This is a genomic window from Calditrichota bacterium, assembly GCA_013152715.1.
In the GTDB taxonomy this organism is placed as follows: domain Bacteria; phylum Zhuqueibacterota; class Zhuqueibacteria; order Thermofontimicrobiales; family Thermofontimicrobiaceae; genus 4484-87.
This window is the reverse complement of sequence record JAADFU010000184.1, coordinates 17,875-41,264: the sequence shown is the minus strand read 5'-3', so window position 1 is coordinate 41,264 and position 23,390 is coordinate 17,875. Positions and strand designations below refer to the sequence as shown.

At 44.6% G+C, this 23,390-nt stretch carries 18 protein-coding genes; 2 read left to right on the top strand and 16 right to left on the bottom strand.

Annotated elements, in window-relative coordinates; genetic code table 11:
* Positions 1 to 105: 105 nt before the first annotated feature.
* From GXO74_14075 to GXO74_14055, 5 genes are all read right to left on the bottom strand, one after another.
* Positions 106 to 1,641, bottom strand: coding sequence for an AMP-binding protein (locus GXO74_14075; protein NOZ62795.1), 1,536 nt, complete (start codon positions 1,639 to 1,641; stop codon positions 106 to 108).
* A 192-nt stretch (positions 1,642 to 1,833) separates the two neighbouring features.
* Entirely contained in the window at positions 1,834 to 3,591 is a 1,758-nt protein-coding gene (locus GXO74_14070; GenBank protein ID NOZ62794.1) for an NAD+ synthase, read from the bottom strand.
* 11 nt (positions 3,592 to 3,602) lie between these two features.
* Positions 3,603 to 4,016 carry a YjbQ family protein gene (locus tag GXO74_14065; GenBank protein ID NOZ62793.1) on the bottom strand — a complete coding sequence of 138 codons (414 nt, stop codon included), beginning with the start codon at positions 4,014 to 4,016 and terminating at the stop codon, positions 3,603 to 3,605.
* A gap of 195 nt (positions 4,017 to 4,211) precedes the next feature.
* Positions 4,212 to 4,730, bottom strand: coding sequence for a hypothetical protein (locus GXO74_14060; protein NOZ62792.1), 519 nt, complete (start codon positions 4,728 to 4,730; stop codon positions 4,212 to 4,214).
* A 30-nt stretch (positions 4,731 to 4,760) separates the two neighbouring features.
* On the bottom strand, positions 4,761 to 5,456 hold the full coding sequence (locus tag GXO74_14055; protein ID NOZ62791.1) for an HAD-IIIA family hydrolase: 696 nt from the start codon (positions 5,454 to 5,456) through the stop codon (positions 4,761 to 4,763).
* Between the two features lie 356 nt (positions 5,457 to 5,812).
* On the opposite strand from GXO74_14055, the gene GXO74_14050 reads away from it, so the two are divergent.
* Positions 5,813 to 6,724, top strand: coding sequence for a serine hydrolase (locus GXO74_14050; protein ID NOZ62790.1), 912 nt, complete (start codon positions 5,813 to 5,815; stop codon positions 6,722 to 6,724).
* Positions 6,725 to 6,887: 163 nt separating this feature from the next.
* The gene (locus tag GXO74_14045) at positions 6,888 to 8,354 is read left to right on the top strand and encodes an aminoacyl-histidine dipeptidase (GenBank protein ID NOZ62789.1); all 1,467 of its coding nucleotides are present in this window, start codon (positions 6,888 to 6,890) and stop codon (positions 8,352 to 8,354) included.
* A 46-nt stretch (positions 8,355 to 8,400) separates the two neighbouring features.
* On the opposite strand, the gene GXO74_14040 is transcribed toward GXO74_14045, so the two are convergent.
* The 11 genes from GXO74_14040 to GXO74_13990 form a co-directional block, all read right to left on the bottom strand.
* A complete protein-coding gene (locus GXO74_14040; GenBank protein ID NOZ62788.1) occupies positions 8,401 to 8,727 on the bottom strand; it encodes a nucleotide pyrophosphohydrolase in 327 nt (108 codons plus the stop codon).
* 25 nt (positions 8,728 to 8,752) lie between these two features.
* The gene (gene mutY, locus GXO74_14035) at positions 8,753 to 9,835 is read right to left on the bottom strand and encodes an A/G-specific adenine glycosylase (protein NOZ62787.1); all 1,083 of its coding nucleotides are present in this window, start codon (positions 9,833 to 9,835) and stop codon (positions 8,753 to 8,755) included.
* Between the two features lie 6 nt (positions 9,836 to 9,841).
* Positions 9,842 to 10,642, bottom strand: a complete 801-nt coding sequence (locus GXO74_14030; GenBank protein ID NOZ62786.1) for a 3'-5' exonuclease — start codon at positions 10,640 to 10,642, stop codon at positions 9,842 to 9,844.
* Positions 10,643 to 10,800: 158 nt separating this feature from the next.
* Positions 10,801 to 12,165, bottom strand: a complete 1,365-nt coding sequence (locus tag GXO74_14025; GenBank protein NOZ62785.1) for a TrpB-like pyridoxal phosphate-dependent enzyme — start codon at positions 12,163 to 12,165, stop codon at positions 10,801 to 10,803.
* 40 nt (positions 12,166 to 12,205) lie between these two features.
* Positions 12,206 to 13,060, bottom strand: a complete 855-nt coding sequence (locus GXO74_14020) for a hypothetical protein (GenBank protein ID NOZ62784.1) — start codon at positions 13,058 to 13,060, stop codon at positions 12,206 to 12,208.
* Positions 13,061 to 13,329: 269 nt separating this feature from the next.
* The gene (gene trxA, locus GXO74_14015; GenBank protein ID NOZ62783.1) at positions 13,330 to 13,656 is read right to left on the bottom strand and encodes a thioredoxin; all 327 of its coding nucleotides are present in this window, start codon (positions 13,654 to 13,656) and stop codon (positions 13,330 to 13,332) included.
* A gap of 354 nt (positions 13,657 to 14,010) precedes the next feature.
* Complete coding sequence (locus GXO74_14010; GenBank protein NOZ62782.1) at positions 14,011 to 15,879, bottom strand: PorV/PorQ family protein; 1,869 nt, start codon at positions 15,877 to 15,879, stop codon at positions 14,011 to 14,013.
* A gap of 30 nt (positions 15,880 to 15,909) precedes the next feature.
* Entirely contained in the window at positions 15,910 to 18,774 is a 2,865-nt protein-coding gene (locus tag GXO74_14005) for a hypothetical protein (protein ID NOZ62781.1), read from the bottom strand.
* A gap of 1,426 nt (positions 18,775 to 20,200) precedes the next feature.
* Complete coding sequence (locus GXO74_14000) at positions 20,201 to 21,124, bottom strand: peptidoglycan DD-metalloendopeptidase family protein (protein ID NOZ62780.1); 924 nt, start codon at positions 21,122 to 21,124, stop codon at positions 20,201 to 20,203.
* Positions 21,125 to 21,448: 324 nt separating this feature from the next.
* A complete protein-coding gene (locus tag GXO74_13995; protein NOZ62779.1) occupies positions 21,449 to 22,243 on the bottom strand; it encodes an inositol monophosphatase in 795 nt (264 codons plus the stop codon).
* Positions 22,244 to 22,374: 131 nt separating this feature from the next.
* A complete protein-coding gene (locus GXO74_13990) occupies positions 22,375 to 23,361 on the bottom strand; it encodes a dipeptide ABC transporter ATP-binding protein (GenBank protein NOZ62778.1) in 987 nt (328 codons plus the stop codon).
* Positions 23,362 to 23,390 lie beyond the last annotated feature (29 nt).

The window sequence follows — 23,390 nt, the reverse complement described above, 5'->3', positions numbered from 1 at the left end:
AACGAATAGAGGCTCATTGCAATTAAGATTTTTTCAAAATCGGTAAAATAAAAAAAGAGCGGGAAATTGTCGAAAAGTCCCGCTCCTTGAATTTTTCTGCTAATGCTATGCTTCAGAATTATTTTCCGCTTGTAGTTTTCGCCGCACGATACGTCCGATCGTGCGAAAATCTATTTTGCCAGTGCCCATTTTGGGCATTTCTTCAATCACAACGAATTTGCGCGGCATGGCTATCGGCGGCAATTTTTGCGAAAGTTTCGACACAATTTCTTTCTCATTGAGGGGTTGGGTAACAGCCGCGACAATTTTAGAGCCTTTCAAGGAATCCGGCACATCAACGATGCAGCAATCGACGTCGTCGGGAAGCAGGCGTTCCAACTCGATCTCAGTGCGCACCAGGGAGACCATTTCACCGCCGATTTTGACGAAACGTTTGAGTCGGCCTTTGTGCCACAAATACCCGTCTTCGTCTATTAATCCCATGTCGCCGGTATCGTACCAGCCGTCACGAATGTGCAGAGAAGTTTCCTCTAAATCGTCCAGATAGCCTTTCATGATAAGATCGCCTTTCACCAGTATTTTGCCTTCTTTACCAGGAGGCAATTCCTCGCCGGTGTCCACATCAGTAATTTTCACCTGCACACTGGGAAAAACTTTCCCAATACTACCCGGACGATTATGTTCTGGGGAATTGGCGGAGACAACCGGACTTGTTTCTGTGGCGCCGTAACCTTCAAGTAGAACTTTGTTGTGTTTCTTCAAAAATCCTTCACGCAAAGAATTAGGCACTTTATCCGCGCCGGCGATAATGATGCGAAGACTGTCGAAATCTCCCGGACTTGATTCACGCAGATAGCCGGTCAAAAATATCGGCGTGGCGGCGACCATGGTGGTTTGTTCTTCTTTCATATATTTTGGAACTGATTTGTATTCCAACGGATTGGCGACAGTAACTGCTTTCATGCCAACGGTAAGTGGTAGCCAGAAATTCACGTTGTGTCCGAAGACGTGAAATAGCGGTAAAATGGACATAATAGTGTCGTCTGGCGTTAATTTGAAGACTTGAAGAATATCCTGAATGTTGGAGTAAAAATTTCTGTGCGTCAACTGAACCGCCTTGGGATCTTTCTCGCTTCCGCTGGTGAAAAGAATTGTCGCGTTATCGTCCGGGTTTACTTTGGGCAGAGATTTGATGATTGCCGCGGCGGGCATTTTTGATTTCAACGCAGCGGCTAACTTCTGGCCTGTAGTGATTTGTTCCATGATATCTTCGATGAAAACCATGCCCTTGACCAATCTGCAGCCTAATTTCTCTAGCAATCCTCTGGAGGTAATGATCGTTTTGAAACCGCATTTGTCCTGGGCATATTCGCAGTTATCGGAAGCGCCAGTCGAATAATTTATCATGACCGGCACCCTGCCCGCCATCAACGTGCCTAAAATGGAAAGCATGGCGCCCGCCGAAGTAGGGATCATGATGCCAATGTAGCCTTCTTTGTATTTCCCGATTTTTTTTGCCAGAATGAGAGCGGCGATGAGCGCCCTGGAGTATGTGACCTCCCGATTGGTAGTTTTATCGGAGATCGCGACTTTCTTGCCGTATTTCTTAGCTGTTTTAATAAACTCATGGTGAAGAACCATTTTTTCCTCCTGTTATTGAACTATTTTTCCAAAAATGAATGACATTCATTTTTATAGTTTAATAAAAAAAATGAAATATGCAAGTAAAATTTTTAATCGACATATTTTACTACGCGATCAGAGCTTTCAACAGGATTCCGCGCGTCCTTTTGTTTAACAAAAAATTCAACGAGCTTAACATGTTCAAAGCCGCTAATTGTCAGAAGAATGATGATAATGATTGGTAATTGGCATCCGCCTATCCTTTCCGAAAGCGCGCGGCGTGATTTTTATTCCCGGAGGCGCCTGGCGTCGTTTATATTCCGCGCGGTCAACCATGCGTACGACGCGGCGAACAATGTCAGAATCAAATCCCATGTCAATGATTTCCTTGATGGATAAATTTTGTTCTACATAAGCCTGCAAAATCGGATCAAGAATTTCGTAAGGCGGGAGACTGTCAGAATCTTTCTGGTCGGGGCGCAATTCCGCTGACGGCGGCTTCGTGATCGTATTTTCCGGAATAATTTCATGGTCGCGATTCTCGTTCAAATATCGCGCGAGTTGATAAACCATCATTTTGGGGACGTCTTTGATCACGGCGAATCCGCCGACCATGTCGCCGTAGAGCGTGCAATAGCCAACGCTGAGTTCGCTTTTGTTGCCCGTGGTCAGCGCCAACCAGCCAAATTTGTTGGAGAGCGCCATGACGATATTGCCGCGAATTCGCGCTTGAATATTCTCCTCGGTGACGTCATAGGGAAGATCGGAAAATTGCGGTTTCAACATTTGCAAATATTGATCGAATGTATTTTTGATAGGGACTATTTTGTATTCAATCCCCAAATTCTGCGCCAGTTGTCGAGCGTCTTCCAGACTGGAATCTGAAGAAAACTGCGACGGCATGGCGATGCCGACGACATTTTCAGCGCCTAACGCATCCGCTGCGACGGCGGCGGTCAGCGCCGAATCGATGCCGCCGCTCAATCCTAAAACAACTTTTTTGAAGCCGTTTTTGCGGACATAATCTCGCGTACCAAGCACCAAGGCATGGTAGATTTCTTCAATCTGAGTGAGGGACGAATGCTGCGACTTCTCAATCGGATTTTTGGGGAATTGTGCAATGGATTTTTTTAACTGAATTTTTTCAAATTTGAATTTCTGCGGGAAAGACGCCTGGCGCTGCTGAAATATCTGGTCTTGTGATCTATTTTGTCTGATCGTTGCCACATCAATATCAACCAGAACAAGATCTTCGGCGAATTGGCGGCAGCGAGAAACAATTTTACCCCCATCGTCAACGACAAGGCTGGAGCCGTCGAACACTAACTCATCCTGACCACCGATGAGATTGACGTAACACATAAAAATACGATTTTTACGCGCGCGATCAATGACCAGAGCTTCCCGCTCTTCAATTTTGCCGGAACAGAATGGCGAAGCAGAAATATTGATCCCGACGAGACAGTCGCCCCAAAGCGCCTGACTGTCGATCACGCTGTCCGGAATCCAGAGATCTTCGCACACGCTGAGTCCCACTGAAATATTATTCACAGTGAAAATTAGCGGTTTTTTTCCTTGTTTAAAATATCTTTTTTCATCGAAAACGCCATAATTGGGAAGATGGATTTTGTGGTAGATGCCTTTAATTTCTCGATTTTGGACGACAGCGGCGCCGTTGAAAAGTCCGTTTTGCTGTTGGTCTGCGAATCCGACAATGGCGACGACGCTGTCACAGGCGGAAACGACCTGTTCCATCGCCGCGTGATTGTCAGCGACAAACTGTGGCCGCAAAAGTAAATCTTCCGGCGGGTATCCGGGAATTGTGAGCTCCGGAAAGGCGACGATGTCCGCCTGTTGTTTTTTTGCTTGATGAATATAATTTATTATTTTTTCCACATTGCCAGCCAAATCGCCGACAATGACATTAATTTGCGCCAGGGCAATGCGCAGCGTTCCATGTGAATCCATCGATTTTTCCTTTATTCGCCAATCGCCTTGATGATGAGTCTTTTTCGTCTTCTGCCGTCAAATTCGGCGTAGTAAATCTGCTGCCAGGGACCCAAATCCAAATCACCGTCAGTGATAGGAACGATGACTTCATGCCCGATGAGGAGATTTTTCAAATGCGCGTCGCCGTTGACCTCACCGGTGCGGTGATGGCGATAGTCAGGGCCTTCAGGCGCCAGCTTTTGAAGCCATTCCTCAATATCCTGAATCAATCCGGACTCGGCGTCGTTGACGTAAACGCCGGCGGTGATGTGCATGGCGGAAACCAAAACCATACCTTCCTTGATCCCGCTTTCCCGAACGACACGTTCGACTTCTCCGGTGATGTTAATGTACTCTCTTTTTTTCGATGTATTAAACCACAGGTACTCGGTTTTTGCTTTCATGGAAATTTCCTCAAATTTACATGATTATTATTTTGAAAAATAAACTTGATTTTTTGATTACAGCCGGAAAAATCACCCTTAAAAAGAAATGAGACTCAAATTTTTAAACTCCGTTTTCCCGATAAAATGAAGCGAATGACCGGGCAAGTCATCCGCCGAACAAAAAAATCAACTATTCAGTGCGGACAAAATAGATCAAGCCTCATCTTCCTGACCCAGAAATATGAATTCCCGCTCTGTCAAAGATTGGTTGAAGCCGTCAATCAAGTCATAGATATGAGCCAACAGATCGGGCAACTCATGTTCTGCAAATTGGTCGGGCAAATGCGTAAACTCGTCTTCCAAAATCAGCATCTGTTCCACCAGTTTGCTGTCGTGGTCGTGCAATTGATCGATTTGCTGTTGCGTCAGGCGATTGTTCGCTATTTTCCCTTGGCTGCAATAACAGGGATTTTTTAGCGATTCAGCGACCGCGTCCATGCTCTGGAGAATATTGCTAATCATTTCCCGGTAATTCTCCCGGCCCGAAGACAGAAGCTGATCTTTTTTTTCATTGAATTGGGAAGTCGCGAGACGCAATTTGTCGCTCAAATAGCGACGTAATTGATTGTCGCTATTGTCGAGATCATTCCTGTTCTGATAGCCGGAATAGCCCGGAATTTCTTTATTCAAAGTCAGAACAGGGTCCGCGGCCGCGCTAATTTCATCTTTCATTGCATTGCTCCCTGAATAGTTGAAATATGGTTATAGATTCAATACTTCAAAAATTGCCGATAAACTTTGAATTTCCCAATCTGGCTTTGGCAAATATTCGTTAAAAATTTTTCCGTGTCGATTTATCCAGATGGCGCGTATACCAACATTTTTTGCCCCGCCAATATCTGGCGCCGGCGAATCACCAACCATGATGGCTTCTGCAGGCGAAAGCGCCAATTTCTTCAGCGTCAGCTCATAAATTTTTCGATCTGGCTTATAACATTTTGCCTGCTCGGAAGTGACGATCGCATCAAATTTTACTCCGCAGCGGCGAACTATTTCAAGCAGCGGATCATCAGCGTCAGCGTTGGAGAGCAGCGCTAATTTGAATTTTCCGGATAGTTTGTGCAAAACCTCGGGAACCTCAGGGTAAAACTGACACGCCGCCAAAGATTCCCACAGAAAATTCAGATCATTTTCAATGTTGCGGTCAACGTTGAAGTGGCGGTAAATTTGCTGCAATCTCCTTCGGTGAATTTCGCGAACCTTGACAAAGGGATTTATCTCGGGCCAATTGAAAAGTTGTCTGGTAATCTTATCATAGAGCTCAAAATAAAGCTCTCGATTGACCGTCACGCCCGATTTTTCAATGAGTCGCCAAATTCGATCTCTGGGAAATCCGGAATCATCAACGAGCGTTTTGTGGACATCGAAAATGACTCCCTTTAAATTTTCAATAACCATAGCTTCAAAATAATTTCAGGGCGAATACAATATCGCGTCAAACTTCTATTTCAAATTGTATTAAAAAAACCATCGGGGAGGAATTTATTTTAGATTTCTGACAAACAAAATATTTTTTTCACATCACAAATCGCTACGTCGTCGCTTTCCTACTTTGTCAGATTTGTGCAGGAATTTATGTATGATAAAATTTGAATTAGCGGGAAATTCATTAGCGCCTAAAGTTAATTAATTGAAATTAAAAAATCAAGAGAAATTTTATAAAATTTGAATAACACCATGAAAAAACTTGATTTTAATGAATTGTTTCGCTATTATAAGGGCGGTAATTAAAATGAGCCTGCAGGAGATCGGGAATGAAACATTTTTGGAAAAAAATACCGCTAATTTTATTGACAGGGATAGTTTTCATGTTATCTGGTTGCGCCAAAAAAACATTGGATACGGAAAAATTAAAACAGGAAATCGAGCGTTTGTGCGCAGATTTTCCGCAGGCAACAGTCGCCGTCGCTTTTGAAGATTTACCGAGCGGGGCAAGTTTGTTCATTAACGAAAAAGTGCAAATGCACGCCGCGAGCACCATGAAAACGCCGGTGATGATTGAAGTTTTCAAGCAAGCGCAGGAAGGACGTCTTCGCTTGACCGATTCCATTGAAGTGAAGAATGAATTCAGATCCATTGTCGATGGCAGCAAATTTTCGCTCAGCGAGATCGACGACAGCGATGATATTGTTTATCGACATCTGAATAAAAAGATGACCATCCGGGATTTGGTCTATCAAATGATCACGGTGAGCAGCAATTTCGCCACAAATTTGCTCATCGATCTGGTGGGCGCTGAAAATGTATCAGCAACCATGCATTCCATCGGCGCGAAAAATATTCAGGTGCTACGCGGAGTAGAAGACCTCGAAGCGTTTCGCGCCGGATTAAATAACACGACCGATGCTTACGATATGTATTTAATCATGAAAAAAATTGCGCTGAAAGAAGTCGTCTCGCCTGAGGCGTGTGACGAAATGATTGCCATTCTTGTCGACCAGCGATTCAAAGATAAAATTCCGCGCTATTTGCCTTCCACAATTCGCGTCGCGCACAAAACCGGCTGGATCACCGGCATAGATCACGATGCGGCGATTGTCTATTTAACGCCGGAGCATCCTTACATTTTGGTCGTGATGACCAAAGGCATCAAGAATCATGTTCAAGCGCAAGAATTAATAGGCCAGATTTCCAAAAAGATTTTTGAAGAAATCAATTCTATCTAAGAAGGCAATTTTCGGGTAACGGCTAAAATTTGTATTTTATGTTTGACACTGAACAATTTTTTTATTATATTCAAGTTCAATTCCATGACAAAATTGGATTTGTTTGTTTGATTTGATTTTTTTAACATACTGTGCGTTTTAAAATTAAAATGAGGAGAAATTTATGGAAATTGCCCACGCAAAGACCCGAGAAGTTTTGAAGTGGTTTGAGAAAATCACGCAAATTCCTCGCTGTTCCAAGCACGAAGAAAAAATTGCCAACTGGCTCAAAGATTGGGCGAAGGAACACGGATTTGAGGTAAAAACCGACAAAGTGAACAACATACTCATTAAAGCGCCAGGGACTCCCGGCTATGAAAATTCTCCTGTCGTCATACTTCAGGGGCACATGGATATGGTATGTGAAAAAACGCCGGAATCCACACATGATTTTACAAAAGATCCCATCAAGCTGGTTTATGAAGGAGAGTGGCTGACTGCGGACGGAACTACTTTAGGAGCGGACAACGGAATCGCTTTGGCGATGGCGATGGCAATAGCGACGGACAAAGAAATGGAACATCCGCCGTTAGAACTATTGTTTACAGTTGACGAAGAAACCGGTTTGACGGGCGCCAATGAATTGCAGCCAGGATTCCTGGAGGGAAGAATCCTGATTAACGTTGATTCTGAAGACGAAGGCGTTTTTACCGTTGGCTGTGCCGGAGGAATCAACACGACGGCGTCTGTGCCATTTGAGACAGAATCAACGCCGGCAAACTACAAGCAATTTAAAATTATCGCCGGCGGCATGAAGGGAGGCCATTCCGGAATCGATATTGCAATGGAAAAGGCCAACGCTATTAAAGTATTGTGCCGCGTCATGGATAAGATAGTCAAATCCGGCGTGGACTTGAGAATTGCCGATTACGTCGGCGGCAGCGCTCACAACGCGATTCCCCGCGATTCTGAATCAGTGGTATTCTTCCCGGAAGCGGAACTGAAAAAAGTAGAGTCTGTCATTTCTGACATGGAAGCCACGCTGAAAAAAGAATACAAAAATACAGATCCCGACTTGACTATCAGCATCAAAGAAAACAACGCCACTTTTAACAAAATCGCGACCGCAGACGGCACAAAAAAAATAATCAACTACGTTTACGCGGTTCCTCACGGCGTCGCTGCGATGTCCACCGACATCGAGGATTTAGTAGAAACTTCCAACAATCTTGCCAATGTCAGTATTGAAAATGGCGAAGTCAAAACTTTGACCAGCCAACGCAGCTCGATTGTGTCGCGATTGGACGCATTGACCTACAGAATCGAAGCGATTGCACGATTGGGAGGCGGACAAGCCAAGAGCGGCGATGGTTATCCGCCCTGGCCGCCAAATATGGATTCCAAGTTGCTGAAAAAAAGCGCTGAATTGTACGAACGCATGTTTAACAAAAAACCGATCGTGGAAGTCATTCACGCGGGATTGGAGTGCGGCATCATTGGCGACAAATATCCGGGAATGGATATGATCTCCATCGGCCCGACCATCAAATACCCGCATTCGCCGGACGAAAAAATTCATGTCGAATCAATTGGCCTGGTGTGGGATTTCATGGCGCAATTGCTGAAAGAGATGAAGGAAATTTTTGCTTAATTTTTTCGCTTGCCAGGAACCAGATTTCTTTAAAAAATCTGGTTCCTTATTTCAATTTCTCATTATTCCGATGTCTGGAAAAATCGCGACGGGTTCTCTTTTCCATTCCTTTCTGAAAGGCTTCCGTCAAATCGATGCCCGTCTGATTGGCAAGACAGACGAGCACAAAAAACACGTCTGTTAGCTCCTCTGCCAAATCTTTGCCCTGATCGCTGTCTTTGAAACTCTGATCCCCGTAAGTGCGGGAGATAATCCGCGCAACTTCGCCGACTTCTTCCACTAATTGAGCGAGATTTGTCAATTCCGAAAAATATTTCACTCCTACGGTTTGAATCCAATCATCGACAATATTTTGACATTGGCGGAGAGTAATTTCTTCCATTTTTTCCTTTCTGAAATTATTTCAATTCCTCTTTTTTCAAAATTTCAATTATTTTCAGATGAGCGCCGTGGATGGGCAATTCTCGGCTTTCTACAAAATTTACCCAGACAAAATCATCGTGATCGCGAAGCACCAGTTTCGCAACGACAGGCTGGCAGAGAAAAATTTGAACGACGATTTTGAAATGAGAATAGGAATGTTTGACGACACCGATATTTTCCCCCACGGTGACCGCAATTCCGCATTTTGCCTGAATTTGTCGCGCGCACGCATCGGCTGCCGTTTCTGCGGCTTCGATTTTTCCGCCGGGAAATTCCCAGAAACCGCCGAGCAGTCCGAATGGATTTCGCCTCACGAGCAGAAATTTTCCCTCGTTTAAAATTACACCAACGGCGAGACGACGTTCGGGTATCGGATTCTTATTCTTTTTTCGGGGAAAATCTTGTTGCGTTGAATTGGCAAAAGACGCGCAAAATGGACTGAGCGGGCAGTCGTCGCAGCGCGGATTTCGCGGTTTGCAGATCAGCGCGCCCAATTCTATCATCGCCTGATTGAATTCGCCGGGGCAGCGATCGTCAAAAACTAACCGCACTGCCTGATTGACGGCGCGCTCTCCGGCGCTGTTAGTCATTGGTTCCGCAATCTCAAAAATTCTGGCGAAGACGCGTTTGACATTGCCGTCGATAGCGGGAAGCGGCGTACCTTTCGCCAGACTGTAAACAGCAGCGGCGATGTATTCGCCAACGCCGGGCAATTTTTTGAAATCACTCACACTATTCGGCGCGCGACCGTCGTATTCATCCAGCAAAATTTGCGCCGCCCGGTGCAAATTGCGCGCCCGGGCATAGTAGCCGAGTCCCTGCCAAAGGCGGAGCGTTTTTTCGAGCTCCGCTTCCGCGAGCGTTTTGACATTCGGAAACTGCTCCAAAAATCTCTGGTAGTAGTCGATGACTTTGACGACCTGGGTTTGTTGGAGCATGACTTCCGAAACCCAGATCGAGTAAAAATCGCTCGTCTTTCGCCAGGGAAGTAAACGGCGATTCTTCTTGTACCATTGCAATAAACGGCGGCGGAACTGTGCGCGTTGCTGGTTTGTCATTTGTGATCAATCACCGTTTTCAGCAGATTCATTTTTTTGAACGGGAAATTTTCCTTTGAGCGCTGATCTGATGATTTGGCGAGTGGGCTCAGAAAAATCCTGATTCAGCATCCACTGCAAATAGTCGGGATTTGAAGCCACAATTTTTTCCAGCGGTTTCCCACGGTACTTTCCGAAATTAAAGCAGGCGATGCCGTTATCCCAATAAAATTTTCTGTCAGGATCGACAAAACGATCGTTCCGTTGATTGCAAAAACTATGAAGGTCTTCCGCTGTCTGCGGCAGATCGTCATATTTTTCAGTCTGCGCTTTTAAAATCTCAAATGTCGCCTGCGCGTCCTTTAGCGCGCTGTGCGCGTCTTCTAATTCTTTGTGGCAATAAAAACGGTAAGCAGCACTCAAATCGCGGCGTTCTTTGCGCCGGAAAATCGTCAGCACATCCACGACATTCACATTTTCCGTGGAATAGTCAATTCCCGCCCGCCTGAATTCATTGATCAAAATCGGAATGTCGTAATTGGTGAGATTGTAGCCGGCAAGGTCGCTGTCTTTGATTATTTCATAAACGTCCCTGGCAATTTCACGAAATGGAGGTTTGTCCATGACGTCAAAATTATTGATGCCGTGAATCTGCGTCGCGCTGGCGGGAATGGGAATTTCCGGATCGACAAGCGTGAGAAAAGTATCCTGCGACCCGTCAGGAAATAATTTCAAAATGGCAATTTCGACGATGCGCGCGCTACTCGTATCCAATCCGGTGGTTTCCAGATCGAAAAAGACTAACGGTCGCTTGAGATCAAGCCTCATGAGAAATTCCGTTTTTACTATTGAAATGATATTATTTTTGATTTGCCTGAATTTAAGAAAAAAAAATGAATGAATCAAATATTATTTCAATAGTCGATTTTTTTTTTGAGGAAAAACTCCCCGGAGCCGCAGACGAGAAAGTGCTCCGGGGAACCAGATTAGTCGATTTGCGGATAATTTTTGGTCACTTCCAGCGCTTTTTTAATTTCGTCTTCGGGAAGCGCGTGGTCTGGTAGTTTTCCGTCGAAATAGGCGTCGTAGGAAGCCATGTCAAAATGTCCGTGACCGCTGAGATTGAACAGAATGGTTACCGGAACGCCCGCTTCTTTTGCCTTCAGCGCTTCGACAATTGTTGCATGAATGGCGTGAGTGGACTCTGGCGCTGGAATTATTCCTTCCGCGCGGCTGAAAAGCACGCCTGATTGGAAAATTTCCAATTGTTTGTAAGCGACAGCTTCCACATATTTTTCGCGGACGAGATGGCTAATAATCGGTGCCATTCCATGATAGCGCAAACCGCCAGCGTGAATTGGCGGAGGCACAAAATCGTGTCCCAGCGTATACATCGCCAGCATCGGCGTCATTTGTGCTTCATCGCCAAAATCGTAGGCATAGGGGCCGCGAGTCAAAGTCGGACAGGAAGCCGGTTCGACGGCGATGGCACGCAATTTTTTTCCTTCCAATTTATCTTTGATAAAGGGCAAGACGATTCCGCCGAAATTGCTGCCGCCGCCGACGCAGCCGACGATCACATCCGGGTAATCTCCGGCAATTTCCATCTGTTTTTTCGCTTCCAGACCGATCACTGTTTGGTGCAGCAGCACGTGATTTAACACGCTTCCCAGCGAATATTTCGTGTCGTCCCGCGTCGCCGCATCTTCCACGGCTTCGCTGATGGCGATTCCCAAACTTCCCGGCGAGTCCGGATATCTTTCCAGAACGCTTCTTCCGGCGTTGGTATCCGGGCTTGGACTGGGGACAATAGTGGCGCCCCAGGCGCGAATCATCGACTTGCGGTACGGTTTCTGATCGTAGCTCACTTTCACCATATAGACTTTGCATTCAATATCAAAAAAATTACAAGCGAGACTCAGCGCGCTACCCCACTGTCCGGCGCCGGTTTCTGTCGTGATCCGTTTGACGCCTTCCTGCTTATTGTAATAGGCCTGAGCAATCGCCGTGTTGGGTTTGTGGCTCCCGGCAGGGCTGACTCCCTCATACTTGAAATAGATTTTTGCCGGCGTATCGAGCGCTTTTTCGAGCCGACGCGCGCGAAAGAGCGGAGACGGTCTCCAGAGACGATAAATATCCCGCACTTGCTCCGGAATATCGATCCATCGTTCGGTGCTGACTTCCTGCTTGATGATTTCCATTGGGAACAGAGGCGCCAGGTCGTCGGGCCCGATGGGCTTATGAGTCGCCGGATGCAACACGGGCGGCATTGGCTTGGGCAAGTCCGAAAGAATGTTGTACCACTGTTTTGGCATTTCATTTTCCGATAGGAAAATTTTTGTCTGTTTCATCGCTTACTCCTCATTTAAATTAGTAGGTCAGGTTGATGATTTATTCATCAAATAAAAATGTTGGTTCATGATAAAATCGAATGGATTTGTCTGAAATTTGTTCATTGATGCGCTTCTGCAGCCAATGATTTTTTTGGTCAATAGAAACGTCGAATCTTAGAATATCCAATGGCGCGTTGACGCGCAGAGCGCGCTTAGGCAAGATGACTCGCGTAATGCCGCTGGGAATCAGAATTTTCTTTTCCGTTAGCTGGACCAATTCCTCTTTGGTGAATTCCCGGAAAACGACAAGCGCACAAAAATCAGGATAGTTGTGTTTCAGATGCTGCAGATTGGTGTAGCTGACGCGATCCATGTAATAGGAGCCTTTGTAGAGTGCGGTGATTTGTTTCAAATCTTCGACTCTTTGGAATAAATCCGAGTGAGCGCGCACTGCGTAAAGGCTGCCGTCTCCAAACAGAATCTGGCAAAGCAAGTCCCCATTTTCATTCGACTGCAGCGTACCAGCCGCCATTCGATTGATTTTAATTGAAGGGATTTGCCGGAGTTTGTCCACAAATTCCCGTTTGGAAAAATGTTCCACAGCGTGACGCCAATGAAGAAAAATAAGCCCCTCATCGAACAGGTCAATCACTTGCGCCAGAACATCGGGAATTTGCAATCGACGCAGTGCGGTAATTCGATTCGCTCCGTCTAATAAAATGTAATGATTATTTTTACCGTAAGTAGCGACGACAGGAGGATTTTTCAGTTTATTCTCTTTGCGCAAATACTCAATGAGTTTTCCGGAACGCTCTTCATCCGGCTCTTCGTGAAAAGTAATATTCGCGATTGGCATAATTTGCAGTTTCGGCAATTCTCCGATCTTTAGCTGTTGGTCGTTCAATGTGTTCACTTTCCCTCCGAATTTAGGCAAAAAAAAACCCACCTTCATAAAAGTGGGTTGAATTTATTTTTCTCATATTGTTATCGTTGAAATTAAGTCGTCAATAAATCCTCCCCAAATATGGACGTACGCCACCACCACCAATTACTATCGGTTGTCAAAGCGAAGTTCATATTTGAGACGATGATTTTATTCACGATTAATTTCCCATATAATTTTTTATAATATAATACGCATAGCTGAAAAATGCAAGCGAAAAATTCGTTTTTTTGATTTTTTTATGACAAAACAGCCTTTACTTTTTCAGCGATATGATGTTTGGGAACAGCGCCGATAATTTGTTCTTTGACTTCACCGTCTTTGAAAATCAGCACAGTGGGAATGCTACGGATGCCGTACTGCGAAGCAATCGCCTGATTGCTGTCGACATCGCATTTGCCGGCTTTCAGTTTTCCTGCGAATTCTTTCGCCATGTCCTCTACTATCGGGGCAATGAGTTTGCAAGGGGCGCACCAAACAGCCCAAAAATCGATCAGTACAGGCACGTCGGATTTCAATACTTCGTCTTCAAAATTTTCCGTGGTAATTGTCACCAGTTCGCTCATTATTCTTCCTCTGATTGCTAATAGTTATTCATTTAATTTTTTTAGCCAATAAAGATAATCAGATTGTTGCAAAATTGCAAGGAATTTTTTTAAAAAATTTGAACAAATTTTTCAAACCTATAGCAAAAAAGACACACCGCGTTTTTTTGCAAATTTTTTTTCACCGCAAAGACGCAGAGAACGTGAAGCTTAACAATGAGTTTTTTCCTCGGCACACTTTGCACTTTTGCAGTGAAATTAGGCAGCTTGCTGTGCTGTGAATAGTTGGTTATTGACGGATATGAATTCAAAAAAGCCCTTGTGCTTCTTCATTTTCACAAGGGCTTTTCGAAAAGAAAATGAGCTGTCTCATGACTATCTAGCGCGAATATAAACGATATTGTCTTTTGTGGCGATGTCATATTTAATTGGCGATTTCAAATCCAGCACTATTCGCGAAAATTTTTCGTCAGGATGATATCCCACACGGGCGCGAAGGAAAATATCGTTATTGAAAGCGAAAGTGGCTTTTGTTGACAAAAGGAAAATTTTCGGAAAATCGATCACGATGCGGTCCGGGTTGGTCATGAATTTGTGTTCAAATTTTACCTTCCCATTGCAAATGATTTGAACAGTGGAATCGTCTCTCATTTCAACAGATTTTATCGCGGAACCTTCCGGCACAGGAAGGGCGTTGTCTGTGGTGTAAATGACGAAATCGACGCGCCTGTTTTTGAAGCGGCCTTCGCGCGTATTGTTGTCTGCAATTGGTTTCTCTTTGCCGTAACCGATGGGATAATAAAATCTATCGAAATCCACACCCTCTTTTTTGTTCAGAAAAACCATCACGCTATCCACGCGACGATGAGACAGTCGTATGTTATATTCTTCGGTGCCGATGAAGTCGGTGTGTCCGGAAATATGAACTTTCGTGCCAGGGTAGGTGTTAAGAATTTTTCCGATGCGATGCATGGTTTCAAATTCATCAGGACGAATGTTTGCCCTGTCAAAATCGAAATTAATCCGCATGGTCACCCAAACGCTGTCGGTCGGAGTTTGTGTGTGAACTTCGATTTTGCCTTTACTCTCTTTGGCGATCTGCTGCACTTGATTCAATCGATCCGCCATCAATCTGGCCACTTCTTTTGCCTGTTGTTCGGCTTTTTCCGTTTCCAAACGAGCTTTTTTCGCCGCATCAAGTTGCTGTTGAAGCTCGGCGGTCATCTCAGATATTCTTGTCTGATCCACTCCTAATTCAGGTCCCAGACTGCGAAATTCAAAAAGCATGGAAAAGCGATGCGTTGAACCGCCGAGCAAATCAAGCGGAGAGTAAGAATAATCAATTCTCACTTTGGACCCGTTAAGCCATTTCATCGGGATGTAAAGACCCATCCCTGCTGCCCAGCGATTGACCTCAAAATTGTGAAATTTGTATCCGCCGCGCAGCGCGATAATATCACCGATGATAACTTCGCCGCCGCTATAAATGCGGATTTTTTGGCTTGCTAACCAAGCAACATCTGTCGCCAGATTGATTTTTAAATTTTTTCCCAATTTTGTGTTAAATCCGATTCCACCGCGATAGGTTTCTGGTAAAGAAAATTCTTTTTCGAGGAATTTTAATTTGGTGATGGAAAAATTTTGAAGAGACGCGCCGTAAGAAAATCGCCCCTTTTTCAGCAGAACCCCCAAATCCATGCCCAGAGCGGTGGCTGAGTGTTCCGCCAAATTTTGTCGAATAACTTTCGCGGCGCCGCCAAAAGAGGCCTCCATGCCGAGAATCCGTTTGCGAAAACCTCCGCCAAAACTCATGGCGACATCAGTACTGTTCAAAATAGCGCCGGTGGGATCGAAATTGTTGTTAAGTTCGGTGATTTCGCCCTCATTGAAATAAATAATATCGACGCCGACTACGGCGAATCCCAGCGGCATGGCTATTCCCATCGACCCTTGCTGAGTGTCGCCAATCCACTTGTGGTAATTCAATCCGAGCGTGGTTTTTTTGAGCATACCCAAGCCGCCGACGTTAAAACGCATTAAATTGACGTCGTCAGCCAGGCCGGTAAACGCGCCTCCTAAGGCGACTTGCCTGGCCGAAGAATTGATTTGCAAAAATGAAGCGCCGTATTTGCCTATCCCTGAGCTGCTCTGAGCAAACAGTAGAGAATGATAAAGAAAAATGAGACTGAACACTAATATCGGCAGATAGACAGAGAATTTGAGTGACTTTCTATTTTCATTCATGGCTATATCCGTTTTTTGCTAAAAATTTTATCATCGAATGACCACTAATTTCCGAATCGAGCTGAGACGCGCGCCGGATTCTACAATATGACCGGATACTTTCACAAAATAGGTGCCGCTGCTCACCAGATCGCCGTTAGCATTTTTGAGATTCCACCAGTTATCAGCAAGCCCATACTGGTGCTTTGGAATCGGGTAGTTGTAATAAAACGAAAGTTGGCCGCTTAAAATCTCTCTGATCTTTGCGCCTGACAGAGTGAAAATTTCAATTTTGTCAATCGCAAGAGTGCCAATGGAACTGACAATGCGGATCCGCAGGGCGTCGCCGTCTTTGGGGCGATACGGCTGAGGAGCAAAATCAAATTCCAGCGCAGAGCTATTGTAATTCCAGAGCGTATCGGGCGCAGCGCTGCCGGTAGCGACTTCTAAAATAGGGACGTCAGAAATTGTGTCCAGATATTCGATTCCGATCTGGCTGCCGGAAATGGTTTGGATGTTGCCGTCGTCGGTGGTACGAACATTTTTCAAAATAATTGGCAACCCCCTTGTTGACAAAAAATTGCCTGTGAAATAAACATTCAGCGAGTCAGGCTGTTCAACGAGGGTGATTTTTTCCTGATCGCTTGTTTTATAGTCAAACACAGTGGCATAAATTGTATCCTGAGCGAATGAAATATTCCTGTCATTTTCGCCGGTAATGCGGACAAAGATCGTATCGCCTACCGTCGCCGTATCTATCGGCGCGAAGTACTGGTTTAAAAATGTAATGACGCCGCTTTTGTCCTCAATAACAAGCACCGAGTCCCCACTTTGATCGTCAGAATTAGTAGGATCGGTATAGTTGACAACAAGCGTGTCCCGATCAAAAACTTCAAGGAAACCGTTATCGGTAGCGGGAACTCCGATACTCAGAATAATGCCGGGGATGCTCGGTTGCAGCAAAAAGCCGCCGTTTGTCTGCCTGTTCAAGGTGATCTCTTCGCTGTCGTGGCTGAGCAAAGAATTGATGCGCACGGAAATCAAATCCGATACTTGCTCTAAATTGGCGTCATTCAGCAGAACCGTGACTCGATCAATATACGGTTGCCCCGGTTGTATTCTATCGGAAAAACGATAACTGGTGACCGGCTGAAAATTCGGGTCGACAAATTGAATTTCCGAGGGAGAAGAAGACGTAGATTCCCATTCCAATTGCCAGGAATCCAATGCCGGCGAGACTGAGCTATTATTGGTTTTGAATGTCGCTTGCAAATAGATGGCTTGTTTTTTCTCGAGCTGGACAACATTGGAAAGGGCCTCTTCATTCGATGTATCAACGTTGCTCGCCGTAAAGCTTCGAATAGGTGAATGGCTATACGCGTCCTTAATAGTAATTTTCAATTCTACTTTGTTACGATTTGCCGTATTTTCCGGTAGAACCGTTTTAAAAATGAGTTTGCTCCAGCGAGTAATGATATTATCAGCAGAATCTTGTATGACGGTGGTTGTGATCCTTCCTGTGGTGTTTACATCGTAGTAGAAATAATTTAAGATTACATCGTTCAATGTCGGCGTGTACAACGGATTCTGCGTGATGAGTTTTGCTTTGAATTGATAAAAACGGTGTCCGTTGTGCGCCGAATTGATGGCTGTCGAAGGCGAGACGTAAAAACTATCCGCCTCGCTGGGTCCATGCCAGGGGGCGGATTCCAGATCTCCCAGCGTATTAGCCGAACGTAGCTGCAGCTTCACAGATGTCACAGTTGCCATCGTATCCGCGTTCCAGATCAAATTTGTAAAACTCACTTCTTTGCCAATGTCGCGGGGATCAGAGACAAACTCTGATGTCGCGTATCCAATTCGTTCTGGTAAATTACCGTCCACAATTAAATGTTTGTTGTCCGGAAGTCGGTCAGCGTCCTTTAAATTGTCAAATCTTTTGCCGAATTCCCAAACGACCTGGCCAGCATTATTGACTTCGATGAGTCGATGATTTCCGGCGTCGGCGATCAAGATATTTCCATTGTCAAGAAAGTCGGCATCGGCGGGAAGGTTAAGTCCTTTTGAAAGTGAGTCCGGCGTTCCATTCGATGTGCCAAAGCTCCAAATAATGCCGTTTGTGTCCAGACTGACAAGAATAACGCGATGATTGCTCTGATCGGTAATGAGCACAGCGTTTTGCGCTTCGCTGTAGTCAATGTCCACCGGGTTGTTCAAACCGCTGTTATATTTCCATTCTATCGTGCTGTCTGCCTCGTTCACCAAAATAACACGATTATTTCCTTTGTCGCAGATGAAAATTTTCCCGGAATCAGGCATCGGTACGGCGTCTGCCGGACTCGACAGATAACCCGCAGCAGTGCCTTCAACATCAGCGTGGCCGTAGCTCCATTGAATATCTTTGGTCGCCTGGATTACTTTAATAACACGGTGCCGCCCCTGATCGGTGATTAATACTTTGCGAACGTTATCTGTGCCTTCCATTTCAGTATAACTGCAAGCATCGACGGGAAATGCCAAATAACGCGGATCATTCACGCTCTCGCCTGAAAATTCCCAGATGAGCGACCCTGTCGTGGGATTGATCTCCAGAACCTGCTTGCCGGCGCCGTCAGTGACCAGATAAAGTTCAGAACCAAGGAAAAGCCGAGCGTCAATGTCTTCGGCTGATTCCACTTTTATTTTGCTGGGCCAAAGCCAATCCTGTCCGGAAAGACTGAATTGAAAACCAGCAGGCTGGGAAGAAGATCCGTACAGCGGATTTAAAGTTACGGTCGAACCGATCTGTGCGTTCTCCAAAGAATCAATGTGCACAAAAAAGGGCGTCCCATCCTTCCACGTTCTCGTTTGCCCCCAAAGGGAAATCGAGAAAATGAAAAGAAGCGTTAACGTTAAATTTAGATATCTTTTTTTCATGACGAATCTGCTTTTTATTTTTTGGGGGTTACATTTCTGGTAACATTTATTTTTTGCAAAGAATTACATAGAATAAATATAAACAAAAATTATAAAAAAGCAAGTATTATTATTGTTTTGCAATATTTTATGATAAATTATGGAGAATTCTAAGTCGGACAACTTCAGCCCAATGAATTATTGAAAGCAATACCCCAAAACATGGATTTTTTCCAGATAACAAGTAATAATAACAGTTAGTTATAACATAAAAATATCTTCCTTTAGTTGTCATTTTTTTTAAAAAAACACAAAATATAAAGCGTGAAATTTAAATGACAGAAATGAAATTCAAATAGCTTTCAGAGCAAGAAGTTTTTCAGAAATAAACTCACCAAAATGGCAACGATCAAAACAACTACATAAATTAGCCAATCTTTTAGCGTTTTTTTGGGTTTCAATACACTTTGTGAGACCCAACCCCGATAGCCGCAACTGTGACATCGGTATGGTCTCTGTCGAAAAAAGAACTTACGAAATCTTTCGTAGGAGTTTTTTGTATGTGATTTATGGAATTGATATTTGCCGCATTCCGGGCAAGCTAACATTGAAGGCATGTAGCATCTCCATCTTTACTTGTGGGGATTTAAAAGAATTGAAAACGGCTGGATATCGCCCATATTCAATCAAAGTCTCTGTCCAGTCAAATGAATTCAGCCGTGCGACGGATTTTATTCTGCATTAAATATAATAAAAAATGGCAGGCAATGCAATAACAAAATAGCAGATGAATGAATTGTTTGTCGTTGAGCGGTCTGTATCTGATTCGATATGGCAGCTATATTTTCATGGATCGCAAAATTTGACTGAATCGCCTTATCATAAGCCGACTGAAATAAGCATGTGCGAAATGAGAAAACTCAGCAACAGAATGACAGCAAATATGGCGAGATGCCGCTTTTTAAGGCGAGGTAGCCCAATAGGCATTTGAATCCATGTCCGATATCCGCACTGATGACATCTGTACGCGTTTTGAAAGAGATATTTGTTGCGTAGTTTTTCAAAAATATTTCTGGTTTGAGACTGATAAAATTGATATTCGCCGCATATCGGGCAGGGTAAGATTGACGCCATAACGCCCCCCAAAATTTAATTTTCTTTTGCCACGTGATCAATAATATATATTGACAACCGGATTATTTTGCTGAAAAATCTTTTTGGGGATGATGAGCAAAATTGATCATTGCCGATAGTAAATGAAGTTACAAATTTTGTGCCGTGGCTGTGCGCAGATTTCATAAAAAAAAGCCCTCGCACTGAGAGCTTTATAGTATTATCAGTTAAATCTTCGTTTTTTGGGCAAAAGTTTAATTGTTCTCTTACATTGTCAATTTTTCATTTTCACTTGCTTGTCGCTTTATGCAGAGAAAATTTTTCCGGTCAAATTTTATTCGTAAATATAATTGAGCGGATTCATTTTTTTGCCGTAAGCAATGACTTCGTAATGGAGATGAGGCCCCGTGGCGCGGCCGGTCTGCCCCACTGTGCCGATAACGTCCCATCGTTTGACTTTTTGACCCATGCGAACTTTGACGCTGTGCATGTGACCGTACACAGTGCGGTAGCCATTGCCGTGGTCAATGACGACATATCTGCCGTAGCTTTTATGCGGCTTGTATGTCTTTACCACTTTAATAACGACACCGTCTGCGGGAGCGAAAATCGGCGTCCCTTCCGGCGCACCGAGATCAATGCCCATGTGTTTGGCGCGCGCTCCGGTGAAGGGATCGATCCGATAGCCAAATCGGGCGGTTAATCTACCTCTGCGCACTGGTTTAATGGTGGGGATGTGGCTGATTTCGTCGCTTCTGTTTTTCAAGGCTTCGTCTATTGCTTTGCGGCTTTCCGTTAGCAATTGCAGTTGTCGTTTGAGCTGATCGATTAATTCGGAAGTTTCAACCACTTCATTTTTTATCGGATGAGGCAATAGATCAAACTCCTCGGAGTAGGCGATTTCAGGACCGCCAACGCCCGCCATGCGAACATCCTGGCTCAGTGTATCCAACCCCGCCATAAGCCGCATTTCATCATCTCGCTGTTCCCATACGCGGATTTGGTGCTTTACCTCCTGAATGTTGTCGCGTATTTTTCCTAGCTGTTTCATCAGACTGGCATTCGCTTGCTCGAGTGATTCAACTTTAGTGTCATCGAGCCAGCCAGTAAAATATTTGATGCCGGCACCTACCGCAAGCACCAAAAAAACTATTGCCAGCAATGAGATGAACAACAGCTTTTTTCCGTCTAATGCGTAATCTTTGACTTTCGAATCACGCAAAGAAAAGAAAATCAGCTTGATCTTTTTATCACGCATGCCCACTTCCTCGTTTTGATTCCTTCCGACCCACAAATTAGTGTGTGCAACACTATAAAATTGGCAGGGAAACTAATGGTAAGTTGATATTTTGCAACAAAAAATATACAAAAATAATTTGGGTTTGTCAAGTAAAAAATTAAATTTTTGTAAAAGCTAGTACTAACTACCCTAAATACAGATAATTATAGGTGAGCCGATTCCTAATCTTAAAAATAATCTTATGTTACATAATATAATCACTAATGATCTTGAAGTCAAGTAAAAAGAATGTTTGGAGACATTAAATTTATTTAACATTTTGATTGATTTTGGCATGTCGCATCAAGGATTGCATGAAAAAATATTTTGAATTTTTTTCAGTAAAAAGTCGTGAATATGGCCGTTGGAAGCCACGACATCGCCGCTCCAGACGTGTTTTTTCCCACCTTCAAAGTCGCCAATCTGTCCCCCGGCTTCTTCGATGAGTAATGATCCCGCCGCGATATCCCACGGACTCAGTTTTAGTTCCCAAAAGCCGTCGAATCTGCCGCACGCCAGATGCGCCAGATCAAGCGCTGCGGAACCCGTTCGTCTGATTCCGCTGACGCGCATGAATATTTCCGCCAGCGCTTCCCAGTATAGCGTTAAAAAATTTCTATTTTTGAAGGGAAATCCCGTCGCAATCAGACATTCCGACAACTTATCGCGGTGCGATACGGAAATCCTTTTATCATTCAAAAAGCTGCCTTTTCCTTTTTCCGCGTGAAATAACTCATCGCGGAACGGATCGTAAATTACGCCTAAAACGATTTCGCCTTTTTTCTCCAGAGCAATTGAAATGGCGCTGTTGGGATAGCCGTGAATGAAATTTGTTGTGCCGTCCAACGGGTCAATGATCCATCTGGGCGCGTTTTGCGCGATGGATTTAACGGATTCTTCAGCGTAAATTTCGTGATCAGGAAATTGATCCGAGATGAGCTTGATAATCAGTTGTTCTGATTTTTTGTCAATTACAGTTACGTAATCGAACGGATTTTTATTTTCAACATCCGCGCTACCGATGGTGCCAATGGCGTTTTTCACTAAATTTCCGGCAGCAATGGCAGCGGTGATCGCCGTTTCTTTTTCGTTCACAATTTGAATCCGTGCAAAATTTTCACCAGCAGCCTTTACGAGGCTGGCTCGAATGGCAGACCCATCAATTAAAAATATCTAAAATACAACGTTGCTATTTGACTAAAGTTTCAAATTTTAAACAAAAGAAAATTTCAATCATACAAATGACATCTCACCCAATGGCCTTTTTTTACCATTTTTAGGTCAGGCGACAATTGCGTGCACTGAGAAAATTTTTTAGGACATCGCGGATGAAAACGGCAACCGGCCGGGATTTGAACGGGAGACGGAATGTCGCCGGTGAGCGACTTGCCTGCTTTCTTTTGATTGGGATCGGTCCTGGGCATGGCTTCCAGCATGGCTACGGTGTACGGATGCCAGGGAGAATTGTAAATTTGGTCAGCCCAGCCCAATTCCACGATTTGTCCCAGATACATGACAGCAACGCGATCCGCAACGTGTTCCACAACGCGAAGGTCGTGCGAAATGAACAAATATGAGAGAGAAAATTCTTTCTGCAAATCAATGAGCAAATTGATCACCTGCGCCTGCACCGAGACATCCAGTGCGGAAACAGGTTCGTCGGCAATGATCAGTTTCGGATTCATGGCGAGGGCGCGCGCGACGCCGATCCGCTGTCTCTGCCCTCCGCTAAATTCATGAGGATAGCGTTTTGCCTGTTCAGGGCGCAATCCGACTTTTTCCAGCAAATTTGCCACGAGCTCTTTTTTTTCTCTGCCGCGCGCGATGCCGTGATAACTGACTGCCTCGCCGACGATGTTTTCCACGTTCATTCTGGGATTAAGCGAAGCAAGCGGGTCCTGGAAAATAATCTGGATATGGCGACGAAGCGGTCGAAATTGCTTTTCATTGAGCGAAAAAATATCTGTGCCTTCGAAAAGCGCTCTGCCGTCCGTCGGCGGAATCAATCGCAGCAAGGTCCTCGCCAGCGTCGATTTTCCGCAGCCCGACTCGCCCACCAGCCCGAGTGTTTCGGAATGATTCAACGTGAAACTCACGCCGTCCACGGCGCGCGCGTAATTTTTCGATTTTGCCAACAGCCCGCTGCGCAGCGGAAAATATTTTTTGACATTTTCGCAAACGAGCAGCGGCTGAGATTGTGAGTTCGATTCATTCATTGATATTAGTGCAAAAATTTGACTGCGCT

Coding starts and splice junctions, on each gene's coding strand:
- GXO74_14065 (NOZ62793.1), bottom strand. CDS start 4,016: ATGAAAGCAAAAACCGAGTACCTGTGGTTTAATACATCGAAAAAAAGA.
- GXO74_14075 (NOZ62795.1), bottom strand. CDS start 1,641: ATGGTTCTTCACCATGAGTTTATTAAAACAGCTAAGAAATACGGCAAG.
- mutY (NOZ62787.1), bottom strand. CDS start 9,835: ATGACAAACCAGCAACGCGCACAGTTCCGCCGCCGTTTATTGCAATGG.
- GXO74_14030 (NOZ62786.1), bottom strand. CDS start 10,642: ATGAGGCTTGATCTCAAGCGACCGTTAGTCTTTTTCGATCTGGAAACC.
- GXO74_14050 (NOZ62790.1), top strand. CDS start 5,813: ATGAAACATTTTTGGAAAAAAATACCGCTAATTTTATTGACAGGGATA.
- GXO74_14055 (NOZ62791.1), bottom strand. CDS start 5,456: ATGGTTATTGAAAATTTAAAGGGAGTCATTTTCGATGTCCACAAAACG.
- GXO74_14000 (NOZ62780.1), bottom strand. CDS start 21,124: ATGCGTGATAAAAAGATCAAGCTGATTTTCTTTTCTTTGCGTGATTCG.
- GXO74_14060 (NOZ62792.1), bottom strand. CDS start 4,730: ATGAAAGATGAAATTAGCGCGGCCGCGGACCCTGTTCTGACTTTGAAT.
- GXO74_14005 (NOZ62781.1), bottom strand. CDS start 18,774: ATGAAAAAAAGATATCTAAATTTAACGTTAACGCTTCTTTTCATTTTC.
- GXO74_14025 (NOZ62785.1), bottom strand. CDS start 12,165: ATGAAACAGACAAAAATTTTCCTATCGGAAAATGAAATGCCAAAACAG.
- GXO74_14010 (NOZ62782.1), bottom strand. CDS start 15,879: ATGAATGAAAATAGAAAGTCACTCAAATTCTCTGTCTATCTGCCGATA.
- trxA (NOZ62783.1), bottom strand. CDS start 13,656: ATGAGCGAACTGGTGACAATTACCACGGAAAATTTTGAAGACGAAGTA.
- GXO74_14070 (NOZ62794.1), bottom strand. CDS start 3,591: ATGGATTCACATGGAACGCTGCGCATTGCCCTGGCGCAAATTAATGTC.
- GXO74_14045 (NOZ62789.1), top strand. CDS start 6,888: ATGGAAATTGCCCACGCAAAGACCCGAGAAGTTTTGAAGTGGTTTGAG.
- GXO74_13990 (NOZ62778.1), bottom strand. CDS start 23,361: ATGAATGAATCGAACTCACAATCTCAGCCGCTGCTCGTTTGCGAAAAT.